This window comes from Rhizobium laguerreae (genome assembly GCF_019778565.1).
In the GTDB taxonomy this organism is placed as follows: Bacteria; Pseudomonadota; Alphaproteobacteria; order Rhizobiales; family Rhizobiaceae; genus Rhizobium; species Rhizobium laguerreae.
This window is the reverse complement of the sequence record NZ_JAAXQT010000017.1, coordinates 63704-87590: the sequence shown is the minus strand read 5'-3', so window position 1 is coordinate 87590 and position 23887 is coordinate 63704. Positions and strand designations below refer to the sequence as shown.

Sequence of the window (23887 nt, the reverse complement as noted above, 5' to 3'; positions counted from 1 at the left end):
CTAGGGCCGAAAGCGGGTGGATATCCGGGGGAAGCGCGTCACAGCGTTCCCGACGGGAGGAGAAACATTCCGATGCTTGGCTATATCTTCAAGCGCGTGCTCTACATGATCCCGACCTTGTTCGGCATGTCGCTGATCTCGTTCCTGATCATCCAGCTGCCGCCGGGTGACTATCTGACGTCGATGATCGCCACGATGAGCGACAGCGGCCAGACCGTCGATCCCGCGCAGATCGAGCGGCTGAAGGAAATCTACGGCTTCGACGACCCCTTCTACGTCCAATATCTGAAATGGATCTGGGGCATCGTCAGCCGCGGCGATTTCGGCTACTCCTTCGAATGGGGCCAGCCGGTCTCCGGGCTGATCTGGGGCCGCATGGGCTCGACGCTGGTGATCTCGCTGTTGAGCCTGCTCTTCGTCTGGATCGTGGCTTTGCCGATCGGCATCTATTCTGCCGTCCGCCGCCACTCCGTCGGCGACCATGTCTTCACCTTTCTCGGCTTCATCGGCCTTGCCGTACCGAATTTCATCCTGGCGCTGACGCTGATGTACATCGCCTATAAATATCTCGGCCAAAGCGTCGGCGGGCTGATCTCGCCTGAGTATGCCGAGGCGCCCTGGAGCCTCGCCAAGGTCGGCGATTTCCTCGCCCATCTCTGGATCCCGATCATCATCATCGGCGCATCGGGAACGGCGGCGCTGATCCGCATCCTGCGCGCCAACCTGACCGACGAACTGCACAAGCCGTATGTCGTCACCGCCCGCGCCAAGGGTCTGCCGGAATACAAGGTCATCCTGAAATACCCGGTCAGAATCGCGCTCAATCCCTTCGTCTCGGCGATCGGCTGGGTGCTGCCGCATCTCGTCTCGGGCGTGACGATCACGGCCATCGTGCTGAACCTGCCGACCGCAGGTCCTCTACTTTTCCGTGCGCTGATCTCGCAGGACATGTATCTCGCCGGCAGCTTCATCCTGCTTTTGAGCGCGCTCACCCTCGTCGGCATGCTGCTGTCGGATCTGCTGCTGGCGCTGCTCGATCCGCGCATCCGGTTCAATTGAGGGGGACGCGATGAGCACGCACGAAACCTTCGGAAGCCATGCGGGGCCGCTTCACACTGTTGCCGACGGCCCCTCGATCAGCCCGCTGAAACAGGGCAAGACCGTCTCGACCGCCGCGGTCGGTCCCTGGCGGCTGGTCGCCGGCAAACTGGTCCGCCAGAAGGTGGCGATGGTGGCCGGCGCCATCATCCTCTTTCTTTATCTGGTTGGCCTCTTCGCAGAATTTCTGGCGCCGGCTTTGCCGATGACCTCGCGGCCGCAATATACCTATGCCCCGCCGCAGGGCTTCAGCTTCTTCGTCGAAAAACCGGACGGCAGCTCGGAATTCAATTTCCATGTGAAGGGTTACAAGGTCGAGATCGACAAGGTGGCTCTGCGCCGCACCTTCGTCGTCGACGACACCAAGGTTGTGCCGATCGGCTTCTTCGTCAAAGGCGCGGCCTACGATCTCTGGGGCCTGATCCCGATGAACCGCCACCTGATCGGCCCCCTTAACCAGAACGATCCGATGTATCTGCTCGGCGCCGACCGGCTCGGCCGCGACATCTTCTCGCGCCTCGTCTATGGCACCCGCGTATCCATGTCGATCGGCCTCGTCGGCGTCGCCATGTCGCTGATCCTGGGCGTCGTGCTCGGCTCGATCTCCGGCTTCTACGGCGGCTGGGTCGATACGCTGATCCAGCGCGTCATTGAGGTCGTCAGCGCCATGCCGACCATTCCGCTATGGCTCGGCCTGGCGGCGGCGATCCCGCTGACATGGTCGCCGGTCAATGTCTATTTCGTCATAACAATCATTGTCTCGCTGCTCGGTTGGACCAGCCTCGCGCGTGAGGTGCGCGGCCGCTTCCTGGCGCTGCGCAGCGAGGATTTCGTCGTTGCCGCCAGGCTCGACGGATCAAGCGAGGCCCGGCTGATCTTCCGCCACATCCTGCCGTCGCTGACGAGCCACATCCTTGCGGTCGTTACACTGGCCGTCCCGACCATGATCGTCGCCGAGACCTCGCTTTCCTTCCTTGGCATCGGCCTCAAGCCGCCGGTCGTCAGTTGGGGCGTGCTGCTGCAGGACGCCCAGAACATCCGCACCGTCGCCACCGCGCCGTGGCTCTTGATCTGGCCGTCACTCGCCGTCGTCGTCGCAGTCCTGTCCTTCAATTTCTTCGGCGACGGCCTGCGCGATGCCGCCGACCCTTATGACAATTGAGGAGGAAGCCATGACCGATCTTTCAGACGACGTCGTTCTCTCCGTCGAAAATCTCTCGATCGATTTCCGGCTGCGCACCCACATCCTGCACGCCGTCGAAAATGTCAGCTTCGAGCTGAAACGCGGCCAGACGCTCTGCCTCGTCGGCGAAAGCGGCTCCGGTAAAAGCGTTACGGCCCGCTCGCTGCTGCAGATCGTCGACAGCCCGGGCAGCATCGTTTCCGGCCGCATCCTGCTCAACAATGGCGACGGGATCACCGATATCGCCGCCTTGAAACCGTCGGACCGGGCAATGCGCGCCATCCGCGGCCGCCGCATCGGCCTGATCTTCCAGGAGCCGATGAGTTCACTGTCGCCGGTGCACACCATCGGTTCGCAGATCATCGAGGCCGTTCGCCTGCACAGCAATCTCGATCAGCGTGCCGCCCGCGAACGGACCATCGAACTGCTGCGCCAGGTCGAGATCCCGAACCCGGACAAGATGGCCGACCGCTACACCTTCGAGTTCTCCGGCGGCATGCGCCAGCGCGCCATGATCGCCATGGCGCTTGCCGGCAATCCCGACATTCTCATCGCCGACGAGCCGACAACGGCGCTCGACGTCACCACCCAGGCCGAAATCCTCGACCTGATCAAGCGGTTGCAGGTCGAACGCGGCATGGCCATGCTGCTCATCACCCATGACATGGGGATCGTCGCCGAAGTGGCCGATGATGTCGCCGTCATGCGCTTCGGCCGCATCGTCGAGCGCGGCCCGGTCGATGCGATCTACCACGCCGCCGAACATCCCTATACCCGCCAATTGCTGGCCTCGACGGTCAAGCTCACCCACCATGTCGAAGGCCGGCTGCCCGCCGTGGCGCTCTCGCCGCAGGCGCCGCAGCCGATCCTGTCGGTCCGCAACCTCGGCAAGATCTACGGCTGGCACGGTAAGGCCAATACGCTGCGCGCCGTCGACGACGCCAGCTTCGATCTTTATCCCGGCGAAAACCTCGGCATCGTCGGCGAAAGCGGCTCCGGCAAGACGACGCTCGGCCGGCTCATCCTGCGCACCGTCGAGCCGACATCGGGCAGCATCACCTATCGCGGCAAGGACGGTAGCGAGATCGACGTCACGAAACTCACCAAGCGCGAACTCCGCACCTTCCACCGCGAAGTCCGCCTGGTCTTCCAGGATCCTTTCGCCTCGCTCAATCCGCGCATGACCGTCAAGGAGGTGATCGGCGATCCGCTTGTTGTCAACGGTCTGGCCAAGGGCAAGGCGCTGGAGGACCGCGTCGCCGAACTGATGCGCCTGGTCGGCCTCGACCCGATGGGCATGGAGCGTTATCCGCATGCCTTCTCCGGCGGCCAGCGCCAGCGCATCGGCATCGCCCGCGCCCTAGCGCTCGACCCCCGCATCATCATCGCCGACGAGGCGACATCGGCACTCGACGTCTCGATCCGCAGCCAGATCCTCGATCTGCTGCTCGATATCCGCCAGCGGCTGAACCTGAGCTTCATCTTCATCTCCCACGATATTTCGGTCGTGCGTTATTTCTGCGATCGCGTCGCTGTCATGCATCGCGGCAAAATCGTCGAACTCGGCGAGGCCGAACAGATCTGCACCGCTCCCGAGGAGGCCTATACCAAGAGCCTCATCTCCGCCGTTCCCAATCCCGACCCTCGCGACAAGCGCATGCTGCACCGGCATCGTTTCGTCGCGCCCGCCAATATTTAAGGACGATCCCGTGCCGAAATTTTCCGCCAACCTTTCCTTCCTCTACCAGGACCTGCCCTTTCTCGACGGCTTCGCCGCTGCAGCAGGGGACGGCTTCGGCGCCCTCGAATATCTCGGCCCCTATGCCGAACCGAAGGAGAAGGTCGCCGAGGCGCTAAAGGCGAGCGGCCTGAAACAGGCGCTCTTCAACGTGCCATCAGGAGACTGGGCCGGCGGCGAGCGCGGCATCGCCTGCCTGCCGGACCGCGTAGAGGAGTTCCGCGACGGAGTGGCACTGGCGCTCGACTATGCCGCAGCGCTCGACTGCCGGCAGGTGAATGTCATCTCCGGCCTGGTGCCGAAGGGTGCGGACCTTCAAACGCTGGAAACGGTGCTGGTCGACAATCTGAAATATGCAGCAAAGCGTTGTGCCGACGTCGGCGTCAAGCTGCTGGTCGAGCCGATCAACCTGCGCGACATTCCCGGCTTCTTCCTGTCGACCACCGCTGATGCCGAACGCATTCTCGACCGGGTCGGCTCGGACAATCTCTACATCCAGTATGATTTCTACCACATGCAGATCATGCAGGGCGACCTGATCCCCACCTTCATCCGGCTGAAGGAGAAGATCGCCCATGTCCAGATCGCCGACAATCCCGGCCGGGGCGAACCCGGCACCGGCGAGGTCAATTACGGCTTCATCCTCTCCGAGCTCGATCGCCTCGGATACGACGGCTGGGTGGGCTGCGAGTACAAGCCGAAATCCGGCACCAGCGAAGGCCTCGGCTGGATGAAACCCTATCTGACGTCAGCGAGGACAGCATGAACATCGGATTTATCGGACTGGGCGTCATGGGCCGCCCGATGGCGGAACACCTGATCGACGCCGGCCACACGCTGCATCTGAGCCGGGTGAAGGAAATCTCGCAACATCTTGTCGACAAGGGCGGCAAAGCCGTAGCCAGCGCCAGGGCGGTAGCGCACGCTTCCGACATCGTCATCCTGATGCTGCCGGATACACCAGATGTCGAGGCGGTGCTGTTCGGCGAAGATGGCGTCGCCGCCGGCCTTTCCCGGGGCAAGCTTGTTATCGACATGAGTTCGATCTCGCCGGTCGTCACCAAGACTTTCGCCAAACGCATCGAGGCGCTCGGCTGCGATTATCTCGATGCCCCGGTTTCCGGCGGTGAGGTCGGCGCCAAGGCCGCCTCGCTGACGATCATGGTCGGCGGCAAGGAGCAAGCCTTCGAACGCGCCAAACCGCTTTTCGAGAAGATGGGCAAGAACATCACTCATGTCGGCGGCAGCGGCGACGGCCAGACGGCCAAGGTCGCCAACCAGATCATCGTCGGCCTGACGATCGAGGCGGTTGCCGAAGCGCTGCTCTTTGCCAGGAAGGCCAGCGCCGATCCGGAAAAGGTCCGCTCCGCGCTGATGGGCGGCTTTGCCTCCTCGCGCATCCTCGAAGTGCATGGCGAGCGCATGGTCAAGGAGACCTTCGAGCCCGGCTTCCGCATCCGCTTGCACCGCAAGGACATGACGCTTGCCGTCGATGCCGCCCGCGCACTCGATCTGTCGCTGCCGAACACGGCCGCCACGCAGCAGTTGATGAATGCCGCGATCGCCAATGGCGACGGCGAACGCGACCATTCCGCCCTCATCCGCACCCTGGAACTCCTCGCCGGAGGGCCGCACTAGATCAACGCTTTTTAGAACAACCGGACGACATCTTCGATTGCCGACTGCCGGAGCCTTCTTTCCGGACGGCGAAGCCATGTCCGGTCATCGATAGAGAAGGACAGGAAAATGCTCAACAAAGATATCCAGCTGCCCTACGGCGCCGTCTATTTCCGCAAGTCCAACCCGCCCCGCGAAGATTGGGAACGCGACTACGCCACCGCCGGGCAAGACGGCCTCAACATCTTCCGCCACTGGTTCATGTGGAGCGCGATCGAAACCGCCCCCGGCGTCTACGATTGGGAGGACTATGACCGCCAGATGGATCTTGCCGCCGCAAACGGCATCAAGACCGTTATCGCCGAGTTGATCCATGCCGTGCCGGACTGGGCGGTGCGCAAATATGCTCATGCATTGCAGGTCAATGCCGACGGCACCAAACTCGGTTCCTATATGGGCGTGTCGTCGGCAACTGGCGGCTTCTCCAACAATGGCGGCGGCGCCGGCGCCCTGACGCTGAACTGCCCCGAAGTGAAGGAAGCGGCGGGAAAATTCCTGACCGCGCTCGCCACCCGCTACAAGGATCATCCGGCGATCTATGGCTATGACGTCTGGAACGAGTGCAACTATTCCGCCGATGTCGATTACAGCCCCTATGCCAAATCAGCCTTTCGCAAATGGCTGGAGAAGAAATACGGCAGCCTGAAGGTCCTGGCGAAAGCCTGGTACCGCTACAGCTATGCCGAATGGGACGATATCGAGCCGCCGGTGCACATGGCGCCGTACCCCGAATGCATCGACTGGCTGCAGTTCAAGCGCGACAATTTCTACGACCAGATGCAGTGGCGCATCGACACGATCCGCGCCGTCGACCAGAAGAACACCATCATTGCCCACGGCATATCGGGCGCAATTCCCAACATGGCGGCCAATGGCTGCGACGACTGGCTCGCCGCCTCCAAGGTCGAGGTCTACGGCTTCACCTGGATCCAGGCTCGCAAGGGGTCGGAAGCCTGGAAAAACTGGTATGGCGTCGACATCAACCGCGCCGCCGCCCGCGGCAAGCCGTTCTGGCATGCCGAACGCCAGGGCGGCCCGCTCTGGCTGCAGCCGCAGGTGATCGGCCGCGACAGGGAGGATGGCCGCGTCGTCGCTCCCGAGGATATCCGCCTCTGGAGCATGACCTCGCTTGCCGGCGGCGCCCGCGGCGTGATCAATCTGCGCTGGCGCCCGCTGCTCGATGGCCCGCTCTTCGGCGCTTTCGGCTCCTACGGCATGGACGGCTCGCGCACGCCGCGCTCCGACATGGCAAGCGCCATGGCGAAATGGGCAAATGACAAGGCGCAAGCTCCCCTCTGGGAGGCAAAGCCCTTGCGCGGCGAGGTCGGCATCCTTGTCGTTCGCGAAACGCAGGAGTTCGATTACCTCCTGAACCACGACCGCAAGGAGAAACCCTATCCCGAAGCCATGTGGGGCGCTTATCGAGCCTTCCTCGAAAACGGCGTGCAGCCGGACTGGGTGCATATCGACGATATCGCGGCCTATGATTTCCTCTATTTCCCCTATCCGATCATGTTCACATCAGAGCAGGCGAAACGCCTGAAAGCCTGGGTCGAAAATGGCGGCACGCTGATTGCCGAAGCATGCCCAGGCTATTTCGGCGATCGCGGCCATGTCGGCACCGTTCAGCCGAACATGGGCCTCGACGAGGTTTTTGGCGCGCGAGAGGAAGAGGTCGAGTTCATGCCCGATATCGGCGACCGCATCCATTTCGATCTCGACGGCGCGGCGATCGACGGCGGCGGCTTCCTGCAGTCTTATCGGCTGGCCGGCGGAACGGGACGCGGCCACTTCACCGACGGCCGTCTTGCCGTCGTCGAAAATGCCTATGGCAAGGGCCGCACGCTGCTCATCGGCACCAATCCTTCCGTTGCCTATTACCGCACGCAGGGGAAGGCGAATGGCGCTTTCTTCGCTGAGCTATTGAGATGGAGCGGGAAGAAGCGCCACGTGACGCTGTCGAATGCCGCACTCTTCGCCCGTATCCACAAGGGGGAAAAGGGTAGCTTCCTCTGGCTCGTCAATCCGACGAGAACGGCGCAGAAGACCGAGCTGACGCTAGCCGAAGGAGCCCTTGCGCAAAGCCAGGCAGTCTGGCCGATCGACCATATCGGCAATAGTGGCATCGAGGTGCCGCCGCGCGATGTGCTGATCCTGCCGCTCGATAGCTGAAATTTCAGGATGCGGATGAACTGGCGCCTTCGGCAAAGGCTTCAAGCTCGGGGTCGAAGTCGACCTCGACGACATTGTTGAAGACGGCGGTGGCCAGCATGATGCCGGCAAAGGCGACGAGATCGACGAGCACCTTGGTCTCGTAGCGCTCTTTCAGCTTTGCCCAGAGTTCGGCGGGAACAGCATTGGAATCGGCGACGATCGCCTTGCCGAAGGCGTCGAGCAGCGCTTCCTCGTCGGAAAACTCCAGCGCATCGGGATTGAAACCCTTGTTGATCAGCGCCCGGCGAAAGAAGGTGATGGCGATCTTCGATTTCGCCGCCTTCGAGATCGCATGCGAGAAGATCCAGATCGCCCGGTCGCTGACGGCAGGATCGAGCTCGGCCCGCAGCGTGAACCACTCGGCATAGATGCGGTGGGCGGCCGGCGAATGCAGCAGCGTCCGCTTCATGTTGGTCATGCGCCCGCGTAGCCTGACTTCTTCGTCATGCGCCGCACGAACCTCTTCCGAAGCACTGTCGTAGTCGATCTGCGGGACATGGCTCATCGGGATCCGTTCTTTCCTTAGGCACACAGAAGCTATCGGTGCGGAGATGTCGTGTGGCTGCGCAACGGCAAATCCGCTTGGCCACCGCCCGGCTCCCGCTTAGACTCACCAAATCGAAAGTGGAGGCAAGGCATGGGCTACGACCACGAGCATCATCATGTCGACTGGCGGGAACATGGCGTCAAGGTCATTCCCGGCAATTCGCTCGATCCGAACACCGCACAGACGCCGGGCATGAATCGCGCGACCGCGATCAACAATGCGCGCGCCGGTGCCGAAAAGATCTGGGCCGGCACGGTGACGATCCATGCCAACGCCAAGACCGGCGCCCATCACCACGGCGATCTCGAAAGCATCATTTACGTGGTCAAGGGCAAGGCCCGCATGCGCTGGGGCGAGCATTTGGAATATACCGCCGAGGCCGGCCCAGGCGACTTCATCTATGTTCCGCCCTATGTGCCGCATCAGGAGATCAACGCCAGCCGCGACGAGACGCTGGAATGCGTTCTCGTCCGCTCAGGCCAGGAACCGGTCGTCGTCAATCTCGACATCGAGCCAGTCGAAAAGCCGGAAGACGTCGCGTGGATCGACCCGATCCACCGTTAGAGCAATTCACCGTCGAGCAAGCGGCTGACATCCTCAGCCGCCGAACGCTCTGCCAAGATCGTCGCAAAGGATCGTCGCAGACCGCTTTAGGCGTGGACGGCGCCTGCGCTGTTCATAACAGGGTTCTCGATGATCCGGCCGGTCTCGGCGGCATAGAGGTGGATCTGGTCGTAATCGATCGCGATGCCGATCGGATCGCCCGACTTCACCTTCACGGCCTCAGTCAGCGCCACGGCAAAGGGCAGCCCATCGAAATCGGCGTGGACGATGCGGCTTGCGCCGAGCTCTTCGATGAAATCGGCCGTTGCGACAAGGGCACCCGGCGCATCAGGGGCCACCAGCCGGGCAGCCTCGGCGCGCATGCCGAGCACGACGCGTTTGCCTTTCAGCGGTGCGGCGCGCTCGCGCGGCAGTGCGACCTTACGGCTTTGATCGTAGACGAAGACGCCCTCGTCATTGATCGTGCCCTCGAGCAGGTTCATCGCCGGTGTGCCGACGAAGCCCGCAACGAAGCGCGAGACCGGATGATGATAGACCTCTTCCGGCGTGCCGACCTGCTCCACCCTGCCGCCGTTCATCACCACCAGCCGGTCGGCCAGCGTCATCGCCTCGGTCTGGTCATGCGTGACGAAGATCGAAGTGGCCCCGAGGCGGCGGTGCAGGCGGCGGATTTCGGCGCGCATGGCGATACGCAGCTTGGCGTCGAGGTTCGACAGCGGCTCGTCGAAGAGAAATACCTTCGGTTCGCGGATCATCGCGCGGCCCATGGCGACGCGCTGGCGCTGACCGCCGGAAAGAGCGGCGGGCCGACGGTCGAGGAAGGGTTCGAGGCTGAGCGCCTTGGCGACCTCGCCGATGCGCCGCTGACGCTCCGCCTTCGAGACGCCGGCCACCTTCAATGCATAGCCGATATTCTCGGCAACACTCATATGCGGATAAAGCGCATAGTTCTGGAAGACCATGGCACAGCCGCGCTCGCGCGGCTCCAGCTGGTTGACGACGCGGCCGTCAATGGCGATTTCACCGCCGGTGATTTCCTCGAGGCCGGCGATCATCCGCAGCAGCGTAGACTTGCCGCAGCCGGACGGGCCGAGGATGACGATGAACTCGCCCGACTGGATGTCGAGATCGACGCCGTGAACGACGGGGGTCTTGCCGTAGTTTTTCTTCACGCCACGAATGGAGATCGGTGCCAAGGGAATACTCCTTCACTTCTCGGTGGAGATAAGGCCGCGTACGAACCAGCGCTGCATCAGAATGACCAGGATCAATGGCGGCGACATGATGATCAGGGTTCCGGCCATGGCAACGTTCCAGTCGGGCAGGCCGAATTCGGACGGGATGAGCGTCTTGAGCTGCGTCACGGCGATGCCGAAATTCGGATCGGTGGTGATCAGCAGCGGCCAGAGATACTGGTTCCAGGCCCAGACGAACATGATGGTGAAGAGCGCAATCATATTTGGCCGCGAGAGCGGTAGCAGAATGTCCCAGAAGAACCGGACCGGGCCCGATCCGTCCATCTTCGAGGCCTCGGCAAGCTCGTCGGGAACCGTCAGGTAGAACTGCCGGTAGAGGAAGGTGCCGGTCGCGGTTGCGACCAGCGGCAGAACGAGACCGGGATAGGAATTCAGCAGGCCCCATTCGAGCTTGATCTGGACGCCGGTGATCTGCGCAACGAGCCAGCTTATGCCGGTGACGTCGAGGATCGTCTGGAAAGGCTGCAGCGCGTTGGCCGCAATCGAATAGGTCGGCACGATGCGGACTTCCAGCGGCAGCATCAGCGTGATGAAGATGATCCAGAAAATCACATACCGGCCGCGGAAGCGGAAGTAGACGATCGAGAAAGCTGCCATGGAAGACAGCATGACCTTGCCGGCGCCGACCGTTGCGGCGAAGATGATGCTGTGGAACAGCTTGTTGCCGAGATCGGCGCGAACCCAGGCGGTCTCAGCGTTTTCCCAGAAATGCGAGCCCGGCATCAGCGGCAGCGGCACACGATTGACCGTCTCCAGATCAAGCGTCGAGGCGATGATGACGATGGCGAAAGGCAGAAGCGCAATCACCATGCCGAGCGCGAGAAGGCTATAGCAGATAAAGTTGAATATCGGCGTGCGTTCGATCATGTCCGCGACCTCACTTGTAGTGCACGCGCCGCTCGATGAAGCGGAACTGGAAGATGGTGAGAAGGACAACGAGCACCATCAGAATGATGGACTGCGCTGCGGCGCCCGAATAGTCGAGACCCCTGAAGCCGTCGAAATAAATCTTGTAGACCATGAGCTCGGTGGCGCGCGCCGGGCCGCCCTGCGTCATGACGTCGACGATACCGAAGGAATCCTGGAAGCTCTCGGTGATGTTGATGACGAGCAGGAAGAACAGCGTCGGCGTCAGCAAGGGCAGCTGGATATCCCAGATCCGGCGCATCGGCCCCGAACCGTCCATCGCGGCGGCCTCGATCAGCGGGCGCGGAATGCCTTGCAGCGCCGAGAGGAAGAAGATGAAGTTGTAGCCGATATATTTCCAGGAGAAGGCGACGATGACCGCGATCATCGCATCCTTGCCGTCGAGTGCGGGGTTCCAAAGGCCGGGCCAGACGCGGTTGATGACCGACAGAAGGCCGGCCTCCGGCGCCAGGATGAAGCGGAAGGCGAGGCCGAGAGCGGGGGCGGCAATTGCGTATGGCCAGATGAAGACGGACCGGTAGACTTTGTGGCCGCGCAGTTCACGATCCGTCAAAAGCGCCAGGATGAGGGCCAGCCCCATGGCGATGGCCGTCGAACTGAAGCCGAAGATCATGCTGCGGGTGATCGAGTCCCAATAGATCGGATCGGTGAGCAGCTGTTTGAAATTGTCGAAACCGACCCAGGCATTACCGCCGCCCCATGGCTGCTCGAGCGTGAACGCCCAATAGAGCGCCTGCGCGCTCGGCCAATAGAAAAAGACGAAGATCAGCAACAGCATCGGAAATGCGAAGAGCAGCCCGATCGTCGTTGAGGAGAAAGTGACGCGCTTTTCCATGAGTGGTCGTTTTCGTCCTGGTTTGGTTTAAAGCATGTCGCGCAAAGTGTGCAGCGGTTTTGCGGTAACGACATGCGTCAAAATAACGGTCTAAAGCGCGACGGGCGCGCTTTAGGCGCGGGCGGCAAGTTCGCATCCGCGGCCGACTGAAGAACTTACAAAGATGCACCCGGTACGCGAAATGCGGGCCGGGTGCGGCTCATATCAAGCGATCAGGGGAGCTGAACGTTCTTGTAGGTCTGCTGGAAGCGACGCAGCAGCGTATTGCCGCGTTCGGCAGCGCTGTCGAGCGAAGCCTGGACATCGGCATTGTTGACGAAGATTGCCTGCAGACCATTGGCGATTTCGGTGCGGACCTGCAGCAGGCCACCGAGGCGGATGCCCTGCGGAGCCGCATCGTCAGCAGGCGATGCGGTCAAGCTCTGAATGGCGAGTTCGCGGCCGGCATAAGGAGCCTTGTCGTAGAAGCCCTGCTTCTTCAGATATTCGAAACCGGAGTTACGAACCGGGATGTAGCCGGTAACGGTCGACCAGGTAAGGGCTTCTTCCGGCTTTGCGATGAAGTTGAAGAAGGCAGCGGCAGCCTTGTATTCAGCGTCGGAATGGCCCTTCAGAACCCAGAGCGAAGCGCCGCCAACATAAGAGCTGTGCCGGCTTGCGTCGCCGTAGGTCGGGAGCATGGCAACGTCCCAGTTCATGCCTTGCTTGGCGGTGCGGCCGACGTTGCCGTGGTCGCCGACCGACGTTAGGATGACCTGGCAATCACCGGCGGCAAAGGCTTCGACGAAGGTCTGGCCGACAGCCTTGTTCTTGATGACGGCAAGCTTGTTGTCGTACCAGGACTTGAGGTCCTTGACATAGCTGACGAGAAGCGGGTTCTTGTTGAACACCAGCTCTGCGTCGAGACCTTCAAAACCGTTCTTCTTCGTGGCGATCGCTTCGCCGTTGACGGCTTCGAACTGCTCGATGTACTGCCAGACTTCGTTGTTGGAAATGTCAAAGCCGAGCGGGCAAGCATAGCCTGCATCCTTCAGAGCCTTGAGGTCCTCGCCTGCTTCCTTCCAGGTCGCCGGAGCATGATCCTTGCCGATCTTGGCGAAGGCGTCCTTGTTCCAGTAGAGAAGAGCGGTCGAGGAGTTGAAGGGGAAGGAGTACATCTCGCCCTTCGATGTCGCGTAGTAGCCGGAGATACCGGAGAAGTAGTCCTTCCAATCGACGGTATAGCCCATGTCGCTCATCAGCTTGTTGGCCGGGTAGTAGGCGCCGGAGAGCATGATGTCGAGGGTGCCGGCGTCGGAGACCTGGGCGATGGTCGGCTGCTTGCCGGCGCGGAAGGCAGCGATAGTGTTCTGCAGGGACGCGTCGTAGCTGCCCTGGCTGGTGCAGACGACTTCGTAGTCGGCCTGCGACTGGTTGAAGCGATCGCACTGCTCCTGGACACGCTTTGCGATGTCACCGGAATTGCCGAACCAGAAGTCAATCTTGGTCTTATCGGCGGCGGCAGCGGGACCAGCAAGAAACGCTGTAGCGAGAAGGGCGCCAACGGCGCCGAGAAGCTTGGCTTGCATGAGAACCTCGAACGTAAAAGGGACGCGCACTTTCAGCGCACGCCCTATTAGCTGGTTCAAATTGCGCCTACCAATGAAGATTACATGACATGAAATGATCGAAACCAAGGTGTTATAAAACCTTCATACAATTGTATTCGCCAATCTCGGGGAAATATTTATAAAGATTTCGCCTATTGCTTCAGCATGCCGTCAATAGATTACGCTTATATTCGAAACAATGGATTCTTTTGGGATATTTAATATTTATTTATATTACGACGGGGTGCGGTTATTCGCCTGCTCCGCTGCAACGAAACTTGCAAAACCACTGACATTTTTGCCGTTGCACTGGTGTGCAACCTGAGGATTAAAGCCTCAGAATTGAAGGGAATCCTTCAGGATCGCCGCAAAACGCGGATCGAATGCACGGCTGATCGGTCCGGCGGCAGCACCAAGCGCCACCGACCAGGGATCGGCCATGCCGGGCTGCAGGCGCGGCAGCGTCCGGCCGCGACGTTCGGCGATCGAGGGCAGCAACGGGCCGATTGCCGCAATCAACCTGTTCACCAGCGCCTCCGGCGCGCTGCCGCAGAGGATCACCGTCTGCGGATCGAACAGCGTCTCAAGGAGATGGATGCTCCAGCGCAGATCCACTGCGGCCGCCTCGACCCAGGCGTGGATGCTTTGATCGCCCCTCAAGGCAAGATCGTTGATCCTTGCATAAAGGCCGGGATCGGCGGGATCGATCGACAGATGCTGGTAGAGCGAGGCGAGCGAGGCGCGATGCTCGAGCGGCGTCGATTTGCCGTCGGCAAACAGCAGCGCCATGCCGATCTCGCCGGCATTGCCGTTGGTGCCGCGGTAGAGCTCGCCATTCAGAATGAGGCCGGCGCCGATGCCATAACCGACGAAGAGGCAGACGGCATGGTCGATGCCGTGGGCAGCTCCCACCATGCGCTCGGCGGTCGCCGCCGCCGCCGCATCGTTCTGCAGACCGACATCGAGCCCGGTGCCGGCGGTCAGCGTTTCCAACAACGGAAATTTCTGCCAGGCCTCCATCATCCACGGATCATCGCCGCTGCCGGCGACTCCGAAAGGCCCGGGCATGGCGGCGCCGAGGCCGACCAGCCGCTTTTCCGACTGCTGGACGATCCCGGCAAGCTTCGAGCGTATGCCGGCGACGAGATCGAGGATGACCTTCGTCCCGTTCGACGGACCTCCGGGTGGTAGTCCGGCCTCATCTCGCACGAGAACGCTGCCGACGAGATCGACGGCGACCGCCCGCGTCACATGCCGATCGATCTGCAGGCCGATTGCAAAGGCGCCTTCGGGCACGAGACGATAGGGTGTCGACGGCTGCCCCCTGCCCCTCCTCACCGCCTCTTGCGAACTGACGAGACCGTCGCGCTCGAGTTCCTCGATGATATTCGACACCGTCTGCTTGGTCAGCCGCGTGGCCCGTGCCAGATCGGCGCGTGAAAGCGCGCCGTTGATCCTCAGGGCATCGATCATGACGCGCCGGTTATGCGCGCTGGTGCCTTCGTGATTGGTGCCGCTCTTGGCCCGGATCGGGCGGCTGTCATTCATGTGCAATTCCCTCTTGACTCCAATAGAATGTTGAAGAAGTAATAAGTCAAGACACTTGACTTAATGAGGAACCGGAGAGTTCCAGGGAACGCAGGAGGCGGGCAACGGCTCCGACGACGCTCCGAGACGACGAACCGGCACGCTTTCCGCGCGTGCCCTCTCGAACACCGATGGCGGAGGACCGCCCTCGGCAATGCGTAAATGTCAAAAACTGGAGGCTGCAATGCTGAATTCCTTTAACAAGACGCTTCTGGGTGCGGCCTTGATCGGCGTGTCCCTTGCGCCGCACGCTTTCGCCGAAACAACGCTGAACGCGCTTTTCATGGCGCAAGCTGCCTATAGCGAGGCCGATGTGCGCGCTATGACCGACGCCTTCGCCAAGGCGAACCCCGACATCAAGGTCAATCTCGAATTCGTCCCCTATGAAGGCCTGCACGACAAGACGGTGCTGGCGCAGGGTTCCGGCGGCGGTTATGACGTCGTCCTCTTCGACGTTATCTGGCCGGCCGAATACGCCACCAATAAGGTTCTTGTCGACGTCTCCTCGCGCGTCACCGACGAGATGAAAAAGGGCGTGCTGCCGGGTGCCTGGACCACCGTGCAATATGACGGCAAATATTACGGCATGCCGTGGATCCTCGACACCAAATACCTGTTCTATAACAAGGAAATCCTCGAAAAGGCCGGCATCAAGGCGCCACCCAAGACCTGGGACGAGCTGGCCGAGCAGGCAAAGACGATCAAGGACAAGGGCCTTCTCGCGACGCCGATCGCCTGGAGCTGGTCGCAGGCCGAAGCCGCGATCTGCGACTACACCACGCTCGTCAGCGCCTATGGCGGTGATTTCCTCAAGGACGGCAAGCCGGCCTTCCAGACCGGCGGCGGCCTCGATGCGCTGAAATACATGGTTTCCAGCTATTCCTCGGGCCTCACCAATCCCAACTCCAAGGAATTCCTCGAAGAGGACGTCCGCAAGGTCTTCGAAAATGGCGATGCCGCCTTCGCGCTGAACTGGACCTACATGTACAACATGGCCAACAACCCGAAGGACAGCAAGGTCGCAGGCAAGGTCGGCGTCTTACCGGCGCCGGGTATTGCCGGCAAGAGCGAGGCTTCTGCCGTAAACGGCTCGATGGGCCTCGGCATCACCTCGGCCAGCCAGCATCCGGATGAGGCCTGGAAATACATCACCTTCATGACCTCGCAGGCGACGCAGAATGCCTATGCCAAGCTCAGCCTGCCAATCTGGGCGTCCTCCTATGAGGATCCTGATGTCACCAAGGGCCAGGAAGAGTTGATCTCCGCCGCCAAGATCGGCCTTGCCGCAATGTATCCGCGTCCGACGACGCCGAAATATCAGGAGCTCTCGACCGCGCTGCAGCAGGCGATCCAGGAAGCGCTGCTTGGCCAGTCCTCGCCAGAGGACGCGCTGAAGTCGGCAGCCGACAATAGCGGCCTCTGAGCAACGCATGAAACCCCGGGCGGCGCCTGCCGTCGCCCGGTCTCCAGAACCTATGAAGAATAAGGGTCGCCTCGATGTCGAGCACTTGGCTGACAACGCGCGCGTGGCTTTTGATGCTACCGCTTCTCGTGGTCATGATTTCAGTCATCGGCTGGCCTCTGATCGATACCGTCGGCCTTTCCTTCACCGACGCCAGGCTGGTCGGCACGGAAGGCAGCTTCGTCGGCATCGACAATTACGTGAAGATGATCTCCGGTTCGAATTTCCAGCGCACGCTCGTCACGACCGCATGGTTCGCAATCGTCTCGGTCGCCGCCGAAATGGTGATCGGCGTGCTCGCCGCCCTGCTGCTGAACCAGCAATTCCGCGGCCGGACCGCGCTTCGTGCCCTGATGATCCTACCCTGGGCGCTGCCGACCGTCGTCAACGCCACGCTCTGGCGGCTGATCTACAATCCGGAATATGGCGCGCTGAATGCCGCCTTGACACAGCTCGGCCTGTTAGAAGCCTACCGGTCCTGGCTCGGCGAGCCGGGCACGGCGCTGGCGGCCCTGATCGTCGCCGACTGCTGGAAGAATTTCCCGCTGGTGGCGCTGATCGCGCTGGCTGCACTCCAGGCCGTGCCGCGCGACATCACCGCCGCCTCGCTGGTCGACGGCGCCGGCGCTTTCGCCCGCTTCCGTTTCGTCATCCTGCCCTATCTCGCCGGCCCGCTGATGGTGGCCCTGGTGTTGCGCACGATTGAAGCCTTCAAGGTCTTCGACATCATCTGGGTCATGACCCGCGGCGGCCCGGCCAACAGCACCCGCACGCTGTCGATCCTCGTCTATCAGGAAGCCTTCTCTTTCCAACGGGCAGGCTCCGGCGCCTCCTTGGCGTTGATCGTCACGCTGCTGGTGACGCTGCTTGCTGCCGGCTACGCCGCCCTGGTGCGCAAGACCGCGGGGAGTGCAGCCTGATGGAACGCCAGAGCCCACTTTTTTCCGCCTTCATTCACCTCTGCGCGCTGCTGCTTGCCGCCGTCATCCTGGCGCCGATCCTATGGCTGTTCATCATGAGCATCTCGCCGGCCGCCGACCTTGCGGCAAAGCCGCTGCGCTGGTGGCCGCAGACGGCGGATTTCTCTCGCTACGGCGTGCTGCTCTCGACGCTCGAAAACAGCGCCGGCGCCGCCTTCACCTCGTCGCTGCGCAACAGCATAGAGGTGGCGGGCATGGCGACGATCGCCGCCATCGCGCTCGCCATACCGGCCGGATGGGCCGTGTCGCGTACGCCTGCTGTGGGATGGTCGCTGTCGATGGTCATCGCCACCTATATGCTGCCGCCGGTGGCGCTCGCCGTGCCGCTTTACATGGGCCTTTCCCATCTCGGCATGCTGAACAACGTCTTCGGCCTCGCCCTCGTCTATCTCACCATCCTTGCGCCCTTCACCACTTGGCTGATGAAGTCGGGTTTCGATTCCATCCCGCGCGAGATCGAATCCGCCGCGATGATCGACGGCGCCGGCCTGTTTCAGACGCTGCGCATCATCACGCTGCCGCTCGCCGCCCCCGTGGTGGCGACGTCAAGCCTCTTTGCCTTCCTACTTGCCTGGGATGAATTCTTCTATGCGCTGCTCTTCACTTCCGACCAGCGCGCCAAGACGCTGACCGTCGCCATTGCCGATCTCGCCGGCGGCCGCGTTTCCGATTACGGACTGATCGCGACGGCAGGTGTGCTCGCCGCCCTGCCCCCGGTGCTGATTGGTCTTCTCATGCAACGCGCCCTGATTTCGGGGCTCACCAGCGGCGGCGTCAAGGGATGAACATGACAGAAGAAAGAACCCGGCCGGCCGGACTTGCGGCGATCGATCGCGAAATGGCGCGCCAGCATGCCGATGCGATCACCTCCTATGAAGCGGCCCAGCCGATGGCGGCAAGGGCTGCGGCTTCGCTGAAAAAGACCGGCAGGCTGCTGCTCATCGGCATGGGCGGCTCGCATGCCGTCAACCGCGCCGTCGAACCGCTCTACCGGGCGCTCGGCATCGATGCCGTCGCCTTGCCCCTGTCTGAACAGCTCGGCCAGCCGTTGCCGATCGCCGGCAGGACGATCTTTGTCACCTCGCAGTCCGGCGAAAGCGCCGAGGTCGTGCGTTGGTTCAGCGAGACCGGCGGCACGCAGGAGATTTTCGGCCTGACACTCGAAGGTAATTCCTTCCTCGCAAGAACCGCTCCGTCGCTGGTCGGCACCGGCGGCACCGAGCTTGCCTTCGCCGCGACCCGCAGCCTAACGGTGACTTTCGCCCTGCATCTGGCAATCCTTTCCGCCCTCGGCGAAGATCCTGACACCGCCCTTGCCGCCCTCAGGGCGCCGGAAGATCATGACATCGCCGCCGCACTCTCGGCGCTGGAAAACGTCGCGACCATTGTCACGTCAGGCCGCCGGTTGCAGGGTATCGCCGAGGCGCTCGCACTCGGACTGACCGAGCTGTCGCGCCGTCCCTGCTTCTCGCTCGAAGGCGGCCAGCTGCGCCACGGGCCGATGGAGATGCTGGGGCCGGAAATCGGCGTCGTGCTGTTCCGCGGCTTGGACGAGACGGCTGGCCTGGTGACGGCAATGGCGACATCCGCCGTCGAGACCGGCGCCCCGGTCATCCTGTTCGACGCCTCGGGCGAAGCGCCGGTCGCCGGCGCGGTGACGATCCGCTTTGCACCTGCAACCGGTTTTGCCGCGATCTTCGCCATGCTTCCGGTCGCCCAGCGGCTGATGATCGCCTTTGCCGATGCCCGCGTGGATAATGCGGGAACGCCGGTTCGATCGACCAAAATCACCCGGAGCGAATGAATGCGGCCGCTTGCAGTCATCGGCAATGTCAACGTCGACCTGATCCTTGGACCGACCGCCCCTTGGCCGAAGGCCGGGACGGAAATCATCGTCGATCATGACGAGTTGCGCGTCGGCGGGGCCGCCGGCAACAGCGCGCTCGCCTGGCAAGCGCTCGGCGTCGAATTCGAGATCGCCGCCAATATCGGCAGTGATCAGTTCGGCCGCTGGCTGAGCGAAGCCTTCGGCCACCGTTCCGACAAGTGGCCCGTACGTCCTGAGAAAACGACGCTCTCCGTCGGCATCACCCATCCTGACGGCGAGCGCACCTTCTTCACGACGAGGGGCCACCTGCCGCGTTTCAGCCTGGCAGACGTTTTCGCCGTCATCGAGGGCGCAAGACTGCAGGGCGGCTACGCGCTTCTCTGCGGCTCGTTCCTGACCGACGATCTGACAGAAGAATACGGCAAGTTCTTCGATTGGGCCGACAGCCATGGCATCACCGTTGCGCTCGATACCGGCTGGCCACTCGACGGCTGGACAGACGAGAATTGCGCAGCGACACGCGCCTGGCTTTCGCGCAGCGGTGTCGCGCTGCTGAACGAGGTCGAATCGACGACACTTGCCGGCATCGCCGATCCGATCGAGGCCGCGCGTCAGATCAAATCGCATATGCCGGCGGGTGCGATCGTAGTCGTCAAACGCGGCCCGGACGGGGCTCTCACGATCGGGCCTGACGGCAGCTTGGTTTCGGTGGCAGCACCCGTTGTCGATGTCGTCGATACGATCGGCGCCGGCGATGTCTTCAACGCCGCCTTTCTCGCCGCGCTCGCAAGCGGTGAGCCGCTGGTTTCCTGCCTGATGGCGGGAACCGAGGTTGCCTCGCGCGCCATCTCCACTCTTCCCCGCAACTATGGCGGCCCGACATCTCTTCAGGAGCCCTTGCGATGAGCGCGCTCGACATTCAGAACATCCGCAAGGCCTACGGCGACATCGAGACGCTGAAAGGCATCGACATCTCGCTGGAAAGCGGCGAATTCCTGGTGCTGCTCGGCTCCTCCGGCTGCGGCAAATCCACCCTGCTGAACATCATCGCCGGCCTTGCCGAGGCAACGAGCGGCGATGTCAGGATCGGCGGCCGCTCGGTGCTCGGCGTGCATCCGAAGGACCGTGACATCGCCATGGTCTTTCAATCCTACGCGCTCTATCCCAATCTGACGGTGCACCGGAACATCGGTTTCGGCCTGGAAATGCGCAAGGTGGCAGCACCCGAGCGCGACAGAGCCGTGCGTGATGCCGCCAAGCTCCTGCAGATCGAAAACCTCCTCGAGCGCAAGCCGAGCCAGCTTTCCGGCGGCCAGCGCCAGCGGGTCGCGATCGGTCGCGCGCTGGTGCGCAAACCTGAGGTATTCCTCTTCGACGAGCCGCTCTCTAATCTTGACGCCAAGCTGCGCATGGAGATGCGCACAGAGATCAAGCGGCTGCATCAGATGCTGAAGACCACGGTCGTCTATGTCACCCATGACCAGATCGAGGCTATGACCCTTGCAAGCCGCATCGCCGTCATGCGCGACGGCCGCATCGAGCAGCTGGGTACGCCGGAGGAGATCTACAACCATCCGGCAACGCTCTATGTCGCGACCTTCGTCGGCGCGCCGCCGATGAACCTGCTGAAGGCGACGGCGGCGCGCGACGGTGGCCTGGCGCTTTCAGGCACCGATGCGATCCTGCCCCTGCCCACCCGTTTCCGCGAGGCGGTCGGCAATGGCCGCGACCTTATCCTCGGCATCCGTCCCGAGGCGCTTCGCACGGACGGCGCCGGCCCGTCGATCGAGGCAACCCTTGAGGTCGCAGAGCTGACCGGCCCGGAACTCGTCGTCACCGCCCTTGCCGGAAATCAGCGCCTGATGGCCTGCCTGCCGCCACGCACGCCGATCCGCAACAACGAAAAGCTCACCTTCTTTTTCGACGAGGAGGCGATGCATCTCTTCGATCCGCAAACCGGCCTCAGCTGCAGCCGTTAGCGACGGCTGTCCGTCAGCTGTTCAATTCGCTGCGTCAGTAGGCTTCCGCTGGTACACGTGAATATAGTCGACGAGTAGAATGGAAGGATTCGGCGTTTCATCGATCGGCCAGCCCGAGCCGAGTGCCAGGTTCACCAGCGGATAGAACGGCATGTGGAATTCCTTCGGCGTGTCGAAGCTCCAGATGAACTTACGGTCGAAGTAGAAGCTCGTCTTGTCGGCTTGGATATCGACGCCGTAGGTGTGATAGTCGCTGTTCAAAATTCCGTCCTGGACCTTTTGCCAATAGCCGCCGGTGCTGTTCTGACCGCCCTGGCTCTGACGCCAGATATGAAAGCCCATGCTGAATTCGTAGGGCGCGCGTCCATAATATTCCAGGACGTCAATCTCGGCGGTGTATTTCGACCGGTCGAGCCCGATCAGCCAGAATGCCGGCCAGACGCCCTTGCCAGGCGGCAGCTTCATCCTTGCTTCGAAATAGCCGAACTGCTGCGAGAACCCTTCGCCTTTCGGGTTCACCGACGACAGCAGGCCTGAGCGCCAGGTTCCATCGGCCTCCTTGCGCGCTTCGATCTTTAGAATTCCCTGATCGGTGGTAAACGGAAAGCCGGGGGCCGGATCTGTGAAACGGGCGTCGCCGAAATCGCCGTTCCAGGGCGTATGGGCGATCCAACGGGAACTTCTCTCCCCCCAGGCCGAGACGTCGAGACTGTCGAAACTCTCCTCGAACGTCAGCTGGTACGCAGCGATGTTGAGCGGTTCCTGGGCCACGCTGGGCTGGCCGGGCAACGCCCCCAGACCGAGAACGATAAGCAAACCCAGAGCCTTAGAAGATATTCCGTAACGCATTCTGTTCCTCCGAAAACACCAAACATCGTTGGACTGCACTTGTCTCGATCATGAAGTGAGGACCCTGTTTCGTCGCGGCATGAGCCTGTGGACGACGATGGTCTCGATGCCGTCGGGCTTCCCGGCGATCTGCCACACGAGCAGCGCGAAGATCCAGAAGATTGCCGCGGACACCCCGCCGCAAAGCGCCAGGCCGACGATAAGGTGAAAGCCGACAGGCATGGCAACAAGCATCGGCTCTGCCCAGAGCAGGAAAGCCATCATCGGCACGCTCGCGACCAGAGGCCGTAAAAAAGCGTTCAACTGCGCGGCAAATGTCGCGCCGATCAGCTGCCGCGTGATGACGAGCGATGCTGCATAGGCGACAAGCACCGCCACGATCCGCGCGCCCAGTGCTCCCGCCACTTGAAAATAGACAATGCCCAGGATGGTGACCGGAACCCTGACGGCGAACTCGGCAAACATCCGGAGAGCGAGATAACGGGTTTTGTTGAGCACCATAGCCAATGGCGGCATCATGTTCGTCGGAAGACCGAGCAGACTGCCGATGCACAGCCACTGCAGAATCGGCGCGGCGGATGCCCATTTCTCACCGACGATGATCCGCACGGCCGGCTCGGCAAGCAAGGCGAGCGCGATGAGGATGGGCGCTGCCACGAAGGTGATCGCGTTCGTCGCCTTCAGATAGGCAGCGATCAGGTTACGACGGTCATCGACGGTCGAGAATGCCGCCATCAGCGGACGCAACAATGGCCCGACGAAGGTCTGGTATGGAATAGCGGCGATATTGTCGGCGACGCTGAAGGCGCCGAAAGTCGACAGGCCCGTGAAGCGCGGCAAAAGTAGCCGGTCCAGTTGCCAGTTGATCGAACTCAGCACCTGCGAGACGGTGTTCCAGCTGATCATGTCCTGAAAGTGCTTCCACTCGGAAAGGCTGAATCTCGGTCGCATCGGCGCGAAGATATAGGAGGTGATCACCGCGGCGGTCGGGCCCGCAACCGCGCCGATCGCCAGTCCCCAATAGCTGCCGGTCGCGACCGCCACCCCGACACCGAACAGCAGTGTCGACCCCTTGGTAATAAGATCGAGTGCGAATTCGCGTTTGAAATCGAACTGCTGCATGAACAGAACCATGCGCGGGCTGATCACGCTGCGCATGGCAGGCGCAATCGAGAGCACGGCGACAAGGGAGAAAAGCCGGGGATCGTCATAGATCAGAGCCATCGGCCAGGAGATGGTCATCATCAGCACGCTGATGGCCACGCCTCGAAGAAGGCTGAGGGTAAGGGCGGTAGCAAACATATCGTCCGAAGGCGACGGCTGGCGCATCAGGGCCTGCGTCAGCGGCAGATCCAGGATTGTCTCGACGATGACCAGAACCGATGTCGCGATGGCGACAAGGCCGAAATCCGCCGGGCTCAAAAGCCTAGCGAGGATCAGGAGGCTGACGAAATCGAGCAGTCGCGCCAGGAACTTTCCGCTGATAGTCCAGATGCTTGCCGTCGCCGTCCTCTGAGATACGCTTGACATGATCTATTTTCTATTCCTCGTCGACGGTTTCGGTCGCAGCGGCA

21 protein-coding genes are annotated in these 23887 nt (G+C 61.9%); 13 read left to right on the top strand and 8 right to left on the bottom strand.

Annotated elements, in window-relative coordinates:
* Window positions 1-72 precede the first annotated feature (72 nt).
* The 6 genes from HFO71_RS33985 to HFO71_RS33960 all read left to right on the top strand — a co-directional run bounded on the left by HFO71_RS33985 (window position 73) and on the right by HFO71_RS33960 (window position 7868).
* On the top strand, window positions 73-1059 hold the full coding sequence (locus HFO71_RS33985; protein WP_020051391.1) for an ABC transporter permease: 987 nt from the start codon (window positions 73-75) through the stop codon (window positions 1057-1059).
* A gap of 10 nt (window positions 1060-1069) precedes the next feature.
* Window positions 1070-2260 carry an ABC transporter permease gene (locus HFO71_RS33980; protein ID WP_221989039.1) on the top strand — a complete coding sequence of 397 codons (1191 nt, stop codon included), beginning with the start codon at window positions 1070-1072 and terminating at the stop codon, window positions 2258-2260.
* A gap of 10 nt (window positions 2261-2270) precedes the next feature.
* Window positions 2271-3980, top strand: a complete 1710-nt coding sequence (locus HFO71_RS33975; RefSeq protein WP_168257766.1) for an ABC transporter ATP-binding protein — start codon at window positions 2271-2273, stop codon at window positions 3978-3980.
* Window positions 3981-3990: 10 nt separating this feature from the next.
* A complete protein-coding gene (gene otnI, locus HFO71_RS33970; protein ID WP_221989037.1) occupies window positions 3991-4785 on the top strand; it encodes a 2-oxo-tetronate isomerase in 795 nt (264 codons plus the stop codon).
* Window positions 4782-5657 carry a 2-hydroxy-3-oxopropionate reductase gene (locus HFO71_RS33965; RefSeq protein WP_221989036.1) on the top strand — a complete coding sequence of 292 codons (876 nt, stop codon included), beginning with the start codon at window positions 4782-4784 and terminating at the stop codon, window positions 5655-5657. The genes otnI and HFO71_RS33965 overlap by 4 nt, the downstream gene beginning before the upstream one ends.
* Window positions 5658-5765: 108 nt before the next feature.
* Window positions 5766-7868: a beta-galactosidase gene (locus HFO71_RS33960; RefSeq protein ID WP_221989035.1), complete on the top strand. Its 2103-nt coding sequence runs from the start codon at window positions 5766-5768 to the stop codon at window positions 7866-7868.
* A gap of 4 nt (window positions 7869-7872) precedes the next feature.
* Here HFO71_RS33960 and HFO71_RS33955 read toward each other — a convergent pair whose 3' ends face one another.
* Entirely contained in the window at window positions 7873-8415 is a 543-nt protein-coding gene (locus tag HFO71_RS33955; protein WP_168257763.1) for a carboxymuconolactone decarboxylase family protein, read from the bottom strand.
* Window positions 8416-8547: 132 nt separating this feature from the next.
* Here HFO71_RS33955 and HFO71_RS33950 point away from each other — a divergent pair, with 132 nt between their 5' ends.
* Complete coding sequence (locus tag HFO71_RS33950; RefSeq protein ID WP_221989034.1) at window positions 8548-9021, top strand: cupin domain-containing protein; 474 nt, start codon at window positions 8548-8550, stop codon at window positions 9019-9021.
* A gap of 86 nt (window positions 9022-9107) precedes the next feature.
* Here HFO71_RS33950 and HFO71_RS33945 read toward each other — a convergent pair whose 3' ends face one another.
* The 5 genes from HFO71_RS33945 to HFO71_RS33925 all read right to left on the bottom strand — a co-directional run bounded on the left by HFO71_RS33945 (window position 9108) and on the right by HFO71_RS33925 (window position 15176).
* Entirely contained in the window at window positions 9108-10217 is a 1110-nt protein-coding gene (locus tag HFO71_RS33945; RefSeq protein ID WP_221989033.1) for a sn-glycerol-3-phosphate import ATP-binding protein UgpC, read from the bottom strand.
* Window positions 10218-10229: 12 nt separating this feature from the next.
* Window positions 10230-11144 carry an ABC transporter permease subunit gene (locus tag HFO71_RS33940; RefSeq protein ID WP_132613887.1) on the bottom strand — a complete coding sequence of 305 codons (915 nt, stop codon included), beginning with the start codon at window positions 11142-11144 and terminating at the stop codon, window positions 10230-10232.
* Window positions 11145-11154: 10 nt separating this feature from the next.
* Window positions 11155-12039, bottom strand: coding sequence for a carbohydrate ABC transporter permease (locus HFO71_RS33935; protein ID WP_221957638.1), 885 nt, complete (start codon window positions 12037-12039; stop codon window positions 11155-11157).
* A gap of 212 nt (window positions 12040-12251) precedes the next feature.
* Window positions 12252-13607 (bottom strand): extracellular solute-binding protein, encoded by a 1356-nt coding sequence (locus tag HFO71_RS33930; RefSeq protein WP_131642799.1) that lies wholly within the window; start codon window positions 13605-13607, stop codon window positions 12252-12254.
* A gap of 357 nt (window positions 13608-13964) precedes the next feature.
* Complete coding sequence (locus tag HFO71_RS33925) at window positions 13965-15176, bottom strand: ROK family transcriptional regulator (protein WP_131642800.1); 1212 nt, start codon at window positions 15174-15176, stop codon at window positions 13965-13967.
* Between the two features lie 223 nt (window positions 15177-15399).
* On the opposite strand from HFO71_RS33925, the gene HFO71_RS33920 reads away from it, so the two are divergent.
* The 6 genes from HFO71_RS33920 to HFO71_RS33895 all read left to right on the top strand — a co-directional run bounded on the left by HFO71_RS33920 (window position 15400) and on the right by HFO71_RS33895 (window position 21464).
* The gene (locus tag HFO71_RS33920; RefSeq protein WP_221989031.1) at window positions 15400-16638 is read left to right on the top strand and encodes an extracellular solute-binding protein; all 1239 of its coding nucleotides are present in this window, start codon (window positions 15400-15402) and stop codon (window positions 16636-16638) included.
* Window positions 16639-16712: 74 nt separating this feature from the next.
* Window positions 16713-17597: a carbohydrate ABC transporter permease gene (locus HFO71_RS33915; protein ID WP_077979274.1), complete on the top strand. Its 885-nt coding sequence runs from the start codon at window positions 16713-16715 to the stop codon at window positions 17595-17597.
* On the top strand, window positions 17597-18442 hold the full coding sequence (locus tag HFO71_RS33910; protein WP_077979148.1) for a carbohydrate ABC transporter permease: 846 nt from the start codon (window positions 17597-17599) through the stop codon (window positions 18440-18442). Before HFO71_RS33915 ends, HFO71_RS33910 begins: the two co-directional genes overlap by 1 nt.
* Entirely contained in the window at window positions 18439-19461 is a 1023-nt protein-coding gene (locus HFO71_RS33905; RefSeq protein ID WP_221969784.1) for an SIS domain-containing protein, read from the top strand. Before HFO71_RS33910 ends, HFO71_RS33905 begins: the two co-directional genes overlap by 4 nt.
* Window positions 19462-20391: a PfkB family carbohydrate kinase gene (locus tag HFO71_RS33900; RefSeq protein WP_131662112.1), complete on the top strand. Its 930-nt coding sequence runs from the start codon at window positions 19462-19464 to the stop codon at window positions 20389-20391.
* Window positions 20388-21464: an ABC transporter ATP-binding protein gene (locus HFO71_RS33895; RefSeq protein ID WP_221989029.1), complete on the top strand. Its 1077-nt coding sequence runs from the start codon at window positions 20388-20390 to the stop codon at window positions 21462-21464. Before HFO71_RS33900 ends, HFO71_RS33895 begins: the two co-directional genes overlap by 4 nt.
* 21 nt (window positions 21465-21485) lie before the next feature.
* Here the strand turns inward: HFO71_RS33895 and HFO71_RS33890 are convergent, their stop codons facing one another.
* Window positions 21486-22313, bottom strand: a complete 828-nt coding sequence (locus tag HFO71_RS33890) for a glycoside hydrolase family 16 protein (RefSeq protein WP_025395754.1) — start codon at window positions 22311-22313, stop codon at window positions 21486-21488.
* Window positions 22314-22361: 48 nt separating this feature from the next.
* Entirely contained in the window at window positions 22362-23843 is a 1482-nt protein-coding gene (locus HFO71_RS33885) for a lipopolysaccharide biosynthesis protein (RefSeq protein WP_025395755.1), read from the bottom strand.
* Window positions 23844-23887: the final 44 nt, after the last annotated feature.

Coding starts and splice junctions, on each gene's coding strand:
- HFO71_RS33985 (WP_020051391.1), top strand. CDS start 73: ATGCTTGGCTATATCTTCAAGCGCGTGCTCTACATGATCCCGACCTTG.
- HFO71_RS33980 (WP_221989039.1), top strand. CDS start 1,070: ATGAGCACGCACGAAACCTTCGGAAGCCATGCGGGGCCGCTTCACACT.
- HFO71_RS33975 (WP_168257766.1), top strand. CDS start 2,271: ATGACCGATCTTTCAGACGACGTCGTTCTCTCCGTCGAAAATCTCTCG.
- HFO71_RS33965 (WP_221989036.1), top strand. CDS start 4,782: ATGAACATCGGATTTATCGGACTGGGCGTCATGGGCCGCCCGATGGCG.
- HFO71_RS33960 (WP_221989035.1), top strand. CDS start 5,766: ATGCTCAACAAAGATATCCAGCTGCCCTACGGCGCCGTCTATTTCCGC.
- HFO71_RS33955 (WP_168257763.1), bottom strand. CDS start 8,415: ATGAGCCATGTCCCGCAGATCGACTACGACAGTGCTTCGGAAGAGGTT.
- HFO71_RS33950 (WP_221989034.1), top strand. CDS start 8,548: ATGGGCTACGACCACGAGCATCATCATGTCGACTGGCGGGAACATGGC.
- HFO71_RS33940 (WP_132613887.1), bottom strand. CDS start 11,144: ATGATCGAACGCACGCCGATATTCAACTTTATCTGCTATAGCCTTCTC.
- HFO71_RS33935 (WP_221957638.1), bottom strand. CDS start 12,039: ATGGAAAAGCGCGTCACTTTCTCCTCAACGACGATCGGGCTGCTCTTC.
- HFO71_RS33930 (WP_131642799.1), bottom strand. CDS start 13,607: ATGCAAGCCAAGCTTCTCGGCGCCGTTGGCGCCCTTCTCGCTACAGCG.
- HFO71_RS33925 (WP_131642800.1), bottom strand. CDS start 15,176: ATGAATGACAGCCGCCCGATCCGGGCCAAGAGCGGCACCAATCACGAA.
- HFO71_RS33920 (WP_221989031.1), top strand. CDS start 15,400: ATGCTGAATTCCTTTAACAAGACGCTTCTGGGTGCGGCCTTGATCGGC.
- HFO71_RS33915 (WP_077979274.1), top strand. CDS start 16,713: ATGTCGAGCACTTGGCTGACAACGCGCGCGTGGCTTTTGATGCTACCG.
- HFO71_RS33910 (WP_077979148.1), top strand. CDS start 17,597: ATGGAACGCCAGAGCCCACTTTTTTCCGCCTTCATTCACCTCTGCGCG.
- HFO71_RS33905 (WP_221969784.1), top strand. CDS start 18,439: ATGAACATGACAGAAGAAAGAACCCGGCCGGCCGGACTTGCGGCGATC.
- HFO71_RS33900 (WP_131662112.1), top strand. CDS start 19,462: ATGCGGCCGCTTGCAGTCATCGGCAATGTCAACGTCGACCTGATCCTT.
- HFO71_RS33895 (WP_221989029.1), top strand. CDS start 20,388: ATGAGCGCGCTCGACATTCAGAACATCCGCAAGGCCTACGGCGACATC.
- HFO71_RS33890 (WP_025395754.1), bottom strand. CDS start 22,313: ATGCGTTACGGAATATCTTCTAAGGCTCTGGGTTTGCTTATCGTTCTC.
- HFO71_RS33885 (WP_025395755.1), bottom strand. CDS start 23,843: ATGTCAAGCGTATCTCAGAGGACGGCGACGGCAAGCATCTGGACTATC.